Annotated in this window: 7 protein-coding genes, 1 tRNA gene and 1 pseudogene; 4 read left to right on the top strand and 5 right to left on the bottom strand. The window is 44.5% G+C overall.

Annotated features, from left to right (window positions below):
• Positions 1 to 465 precede the first annotated feature (465 nt).
• Together QUA71_RS28740 and QUA71_RS28745 are read left to right on the top strand one after the other, a co-directional pair.
• Positions 466 to 918, top strand: coding sequence for a helix-turn-helix domain-containing protein (locus tag QUA71_RS28740; RefSeq protein ID WP_333290364.1), 453 nt, complete (start codon positions 466 to 468; stop codon positions 916 to 918).
• Positions 919 to 985: 67 nt separating this feature from the next.
• Positions 986 to 1,414, top strand: coding sequence for a transposase (locus QUA71_RS28745; protein WP_333290373.1), 429 nt, complete (start codon positions 986 to 988; stop codon positions 1,412 to 1,414).
• Between the two features lie 116 nt (positions 1,415 to 1,530).
• Here the strand turns inward: QUA71_RS28745 and QUA71_RS28750 are convergent.
• The 5 genes and pseudogenes from QUA71_RS28750 to QUA71_RS28770 all read right to left on the bottom strand — a co-directional run.
• Positions 1,531 to 2,025, bottom strand: a pseudogene (locus tag QUA71_RS28750) (Arm DNA-binding domain-containing protein); the annotation flags it as partial.
• Positions 2,026 to 2,159: 134 nt separating this feature from the next.
• A tRNA-Pro gene (locus tag QUA71_RS28755) sits at positions 2,160 to 2,233 on the bottom strand.
• Positions 2,234 to 2,270: 37 nt separating this feature from the next.
• Positions 2,271 to 2,639: a DUF1818 family protein gene (locus QUA71_RS28760; RefSeq protein ID WP_333290366.1), complete on the bottom strand. Its 369-nt coding sequence runs from the start codon at positions 2,637 to 2,639 to the stop codon at positions 2,271 to 2,273.
• 141 nt (positions 2,640 to 2,780) lie between these two features.
• Entirely contained in the window at positions 2,781 to 3,425 is a 645-nt protein-coding gene (locus tag QUA71_RS28765) for a hypothetical protein (RefSeq protein WP_333290367.1), read from the bottom strand.
• Between the two features lie 248 nt (positions 3,426 to 3,673).
• Entirely contained in the window at positions 3,674 to 3,904 is a 231-nt protein-coding gene (locus QUA71_RS28770) for a DNA-directed RNA polymerase subunit omega (RefSeq protein ID WP_190661101.1), read from the bottom strand.
• A gap of 80 nt (positions 3,905 to 3,984) precedes the next feature.
• On the opposite strand from QUA71_RS28770, the gene QUA71_RS28775 reads away from it, so the two are divergent.
• Together QUA71_RS28775 and QUA71_RS28780 are read left to right on the top strand one after the other, a co-directional pair.
• Positions 3,985 to 4,677: a GDSL-type esterase/lipase family protein gene (locus tag QUA71_RS28775; protein ID WP_333290370.1), complete on the top strand. Its 693-nt coding sequence runs from the start codon at positions 3,985 to 3,987 to the stop codon at positions 4,675 to 4,677.
• 160 nt (positions 4,678 to 4,837) lie between these two features.
• The gene (locus QUA71_RS28780; RefSeq protein ID WP_333290371.1) at positions 4,838 to 5,566 is read left to right on the top strand and encodes a DUF262 domain-containing protein; all 729 of its coding nucleotides are present in this window, start codon (positions 4,838 to 4,840) and stop codon (positions 5,564 to 5,566) included.
• Positions 5,567 to 5,636 lie beyond the last annotated feature (70 nt).

The following is a 5,636-nucleotide window of genomic DNA, read 5'->3' on the forward strand; positions in this document are numbered from 1 at the left end:
GCCCCAGCCAAAATTCTGGAAACAAAATATCCACCTTTATTGATGCTGGAGTCCTTGAATACAAAGCTTTTGGATGGAGAATTTGCGTATTCCGAGATCGAGCCGTTTCCCTTAAAGAAGCCAACATATTGCGCCCTCCAAAAGCGAGTTTAGGGGTAGATACAGCCTGGGATTCAGAGCTTCTGAAACTGCCAGAGACCTTGTTTATTTCGCTCATTTTTATTTAACCTATCTATCAGTTTGCTTTATTTCTGCAGCGCTGCCATCCGCGATCTCACGGAATTTATATTATGCGTGTTTTCCCTTACTTCCGACAAACGCGCAATTACCGATAGATTCGATATCCTACTGGTGATAAGTAGGTAGGCACGAAACAACCAAAGTAGGTGAAAATAAATGAAGACAGAGAAGAAATCTACCGAGGTCATTAACATATGGGAGCTCGCTTAAGGGTATCCCTGACTCATGAACAAGACAGAACCCTCTTCAACCTCAGAACAGGAAATGTACCACAGAAAGTCAAAGACGCCCGCCGAAGTCATTCGGTTAAAGGCACACGGTTGGTACGTCGAAAAAATAGCGGCTCATGTAAATTGGACTTCACAGACCGTCAGAGAAGTTTTGCAAAAATGGGAAAAATCTGGTCTAGAAGGTCTGTGGGAACGACCAGGCAGAGGGGGAAAAGCCAAATGGAAAGAAGAGGACTTAGTGTTTGTGGAAGAATGCCTCAAAAAAGAACCCCGTACATATAACAGTCATCAATTAGCCCAAAAATTAGAACAGGAACGCTCGATTAAACTGAGTCCCGACCAATTAAGACGGGTACTCAAAAAAAGGGGGTCAATTGGAAGCGGGCAAGGAAGAGTCATAAAGGAAAACAAGACCCCAAAGTCCGAAGCCAAAAACAGGCAGATTTAGAGATGTTGGAATTATCGGCAGCAGGCTGCGAAATCGACTTAAAGTATTTAGACGAATCCGGGTTTGCCTGTGGAGTGAACCGGGCTACACTTATTATTTTAGAGGTGAACAAAAACGTTTAGAACAAACACAGCGCCGAGGTCGCAGATTAAGCATTATCGGATTTCTTCAACATGAAATCAGTTTTGTTTACGGCTTGGTGATTGGGGGTGTTAACCGCAAGTCTTATATCCACATGATGGAACAAGAAGCACTAGACGCAAAAAAAACGGGACGTACTAGAGTAATTGTACAAGATAATGGGCCTATACATCGATGCCATGAGGTGCAAGTTAGCGGCACCGTGCGGTCTTTATTCCGCTTGGCAGCTTTGCGGTTGCCATTTTTGAGAGTTTCTCCGATCCAAATTCGATCGCACTCACTCGAACACTGTCGCCATCGCAAGGCCGCTGCTTCTCCAGTCCGGAGTCCTGTCCCAAATTTAAATGCTACATAGTCAAGGAAGTGTTTCAAATTTGGGGAGGAACCAAATTTCTCAAAAATCAACTCAATTTCCTTCAAAGTAAAAGGATCTGGGGGCTGTTTTGGTGGAACTGAAACCTTAACTTCGTCCCAAGGATTTTCTACTAGCAGTTTCTTTTTTTTGCCCCACTCCCAACAAGCGTTCATTAACACAATTCTTTCCCGTACCGTCACGGGTTCAAGTTTCTGTGTTTGTCCCAACCAGTCTCTAAATTTCTCAGCCACACTGTCAGAAACAAAAACACAGGTTTTGTTCTTGAAAAACACAGAAACGTGTTTTTGTAATCCAAGATATTTAGCGAGAGTAGCAGGTTCGATTTTACGGCGCTTGTACTCGACAAATTGCTCAAAGAGCTCAGAAACAGAAATGGATTCTTGTTTCTGTGGCTTGTACTTTACCAGAGAGGGGTCAAAGTTGCCACTAGCCATGTCGAGTTCAATTTGGCTGGCTTTCATCGAGGTGGCTTTACGGTTGACGATCGAATCCGGCAAACCGAGATAGAGCCAGAAGCGTTTCCCCTCCCATGACCAGGCAACTCGTAAGCGCTCTTTGAAAACTTCTATATTTACTGAGCCTTTTGGCATTGAAGATTTATCGCAGATTTATCGCAGTGATTTTCTGAGTATGTCACCCTTTGTCACCCCGTTATTGAGAATGCGTAACCTACGATTTATCTACCAAAAATAATGGAATCCTTATTGTATAAGGATTCCATCTATCGGAGCGGCGGGATTTGAACCCACGACCCCTACTACCCCAAAGTAGTGCGCTACCAAGCTGCGCTACGCCCCGACAGCTTTAATAGCTTAGCATAGAATTCCCGAAAAAGTCAAAAAACTTTTAAAACTTTTGCAGCCTGCACCAAAGTCGGAACCGCAGCCGTGGGCCAAAAACCCTCGCACCTCCTGCCAGCATTCAAGATCAATTGCACGCTGTAAGCTTCGGGATAGCCTTCGACCTGCACCCACAGCAAGTCGCTTTCGGCTTCAATGGCGATTTTTTCCTCGTCCATTAACTCAGAGGCTATTTGACTCATTGTGCCTGCTAATTGCCCCAACAATCGGCAAAAATCGTTTAACTCAGCGTCTGTGAGTTCGATCGCCCAACCGTCGCCAGCCACCAAACCCTTAAACTCCTCCGCCTCCGGGTTCCATCCCAAACGCCACCCAACACCCGTTTTTATTACACGTTCCACCATTAAGAAATTTTAGATTTTAGATTTTAGATTTTAGATTAGTAGGGCTTACCCATAAATACGAAAGAAAACGGGTTTTTTACCTGTGTTAAAGGCTCAACAGCAATATTTCCGTAAAAAACTCGGTTTCTGTATCCATGAGTATTAAGGTGCCAGCAACTTCGCATCTCCCGGCTGCGGCTGCGGTATCTCCGGCGAATTCGATCGCCCTTGTGGTTTTTCCCCCGCCTGTGTGCGCCCACCCCCGGAATTCTCGGTAAAAACATCAACCAAAGCTTGAACCAAAGCATCGCGCTGTGCTCTATTTAACCTTTGAATAGCCGCACGATCCTGTTCCATTGGATTTGAGCGCAAAACGTCTTTTCCCGGATACACGCTTTCTACCAAATAATCGGGAGTCGCCCCCAAATAGTCAGCTAAACTCAACTTCCAATCAAAGCGGTAATTGGGCGGCCTTCCTTTGACAAATACGTGATATCGAATCAACCGCCCGACTAAAGTATTGGTAGGATCGACTTTTCCAGTTTCTTGAGAAATGTAGTTATTTTCGATCGGGAAATCCGGCAATTTTTCGTACACCAATTTCCACGCATCTTGGACCCTCACTTGCGGTGACGCAGATTGTTGAGCGACTCGCTGCACTGAGGCCGACTCAGAACTCCGCAGCAGCGAAGGTTCCAAAGCCGACATACTCAGTTCCCCGGATTCCAATACCCAACTCAAAAGCGTGAAAATCGCTACACTCAAAGTAACGAACAGAAAACTTAAGCCCTGCTTTAATCTATTCACGGTTTTGACAATAATTTCAAAAATAGAATAATTTCATAAACTTACCCCCAAGCAGATGTCCTAGTTTCTAATTTTAGGACTTAGGAAAAGAAACCCGGTTTAGGAAAATCAGAAGTTTGTCAACGAGACAGCTAAGAAGAAACCGGGTTTCTCGCCCTGGCCCGCCAGTCTAGTTTGAGAAAGTTTTGAGTGTGGAGTTTAAAAAAATTGCTCGCAATTCACCACTCAAAACCCAAAACTCCCGAAGTCTAGGGGAGTCCGATAATTTCCGGCTGACTCAGTTCGTCCGACATCTCAAATATCGCCCGCATTACAGGTTTCATTTGATGGTCGTCCATATTGTCAAAATCTTCATAGCGACGGCGTTTTGCGCGGTTCGCCACCTGCACCGTAATCCGATAGCGGTTGGATGCACCGTTAATCAACTCTTCCGCCCGACGGGTTAGCTGAGTTGAATCGAAAGTTGGACGCTTAACCATGAGACTCCCTACTTTATGTAATGTTACATTCTAGTCTAGTATGTCAAGATTCATAATTTATTAACTGAGTATCATTGCTTATGCAGGTAGCAACAGCCTATTCCTTTGGTCACTTGCATCGGGGAACTTCTCATCCCCTCAAATTGGTTGCTTTCGGTGACAGCTTAATCTACGGTTTCGGCGACGGTGTAGGCGGTGGCTGGGTGGAAAGATTACGGCGCCAGTGGATGTTACCGGAGAGTGCAGGACACGTTTTATACAATTTGGGCGTTCGGGGCGATCGCACCTATCAAGTCGCCCAGCGGCTCGAAAACGAGTTTCGCCAGCGGGGCGAGCTCAGAAACCGCGTCCCGGATGCGATTATTCTTTCCGTAGGCCTCAACGATTCGGCGAGAGTGCAGTCGCCTACCGGGCGCAGCTACACTGAGTTTGAACATTTTAAAACTGTTTTGGATAATTTGTTAAACCTGTCCCAACAACTTTGTCCGGTGATATTTGTCGGGATGGTGCCGGTGGATGAAAGTAAAATGCCTTTTCAAGATTGTTTGTATTACAGTCATGCTGACCAATATCGGTATAAGGAAGCAACGAAATTAGCTTGTGAGTTGCGGGGAATTCCCTATTTAGATATTTTTGATAAATGGATAAATCGGGGCAGTGATTGGTGGCGATCGCGCCTGATTGCAGACGGACTTCATCCCAATGCAGCGGGCTATCAATCTTTATTTGAAGATGTGACAAGTTGGGAGCCGATCGCCAGTATTAGTCATTAGTCAGTATTCATCCGTCATGAGGGCTAACTTTCACAGCATTCTGAACAGGCAATACGCCGCCTAATTAAGCCATCAAAATTGAGCGTATTTGCAACGCTCAAACGGAAGATTGTGAAGCGAAAACTCAAGAAATTCTAAAAAGTAACAATCGGTACTTAAAATGGCAAAATCCTCCAAAAATTCCCCCGTTAGTCTAGATGCACTTATTCCCAGAGAAGCATTTGAAATTAAAGATCAGCAAGAACGCAATATGGGAAGAAGTATCCTCACTATAGGTATTCGCGATCTCGAACAAAGTTCTTTCTTCTATCCGTTTTTGCGAAAACCGGATTTTCAAAGAGAAACTAATGAATGGGATGCCGCAAAAATATGCGAGTTTATTGAAAGTTTTTTAGATGGAGATTTAATCCCCGCAGTTATTCTTTGGCGAGGTAGTAGCCACTATTTTGTCGTTGATGGTTCTCATCGACTGAGTTCGTTACTTGCTTGGATTAATGATGATTATGGCGATGGTAAGATTTCTAAACAATTTTATGACGGCAACATCACTGACGAACAGAAAGAGGCAGCCAAAGAAACACGCAAACTAATTAAAGAGAAAATAGGAGCTTACAAAGATTATCAATCATTGACTTCACAAGCAGGCCAAGTTAATCCTAAAATGCTGGAAAGAACCAGGAACTTAGGGGCCTCAGCGATTTCACTTCAATGGGTTGAAGGTGATGCTATGAAAGCGGAGGAATCTTTTTTCAAAATCAACCAGAAAGCAGCCCCGATTAGCGAGACTGAGATGAGGTTGCTACAAGCACGTAAAACACCCAATGGTGTAGCGGCGCGTGCGATCGTGAGAAGTGGTAATGGTCATAAATATTGGTCGGATTTCTCGTAATTGCTCAACCCCCTTGACAAGAAGACGAGATAGACATTAGATAAAGGAATGGAAAAACTTCCCGACTTAA

The sequence above is a fragment of the Microcoleus sp. MON1_C5 genome (genome assembly GCF_036701875.1).
Classification (GTDB): Bacteria; Cyanobacteriota; Cyanobacteriia; order Cyanobacteriales; family Microcoleaceae; genus Microcoleus.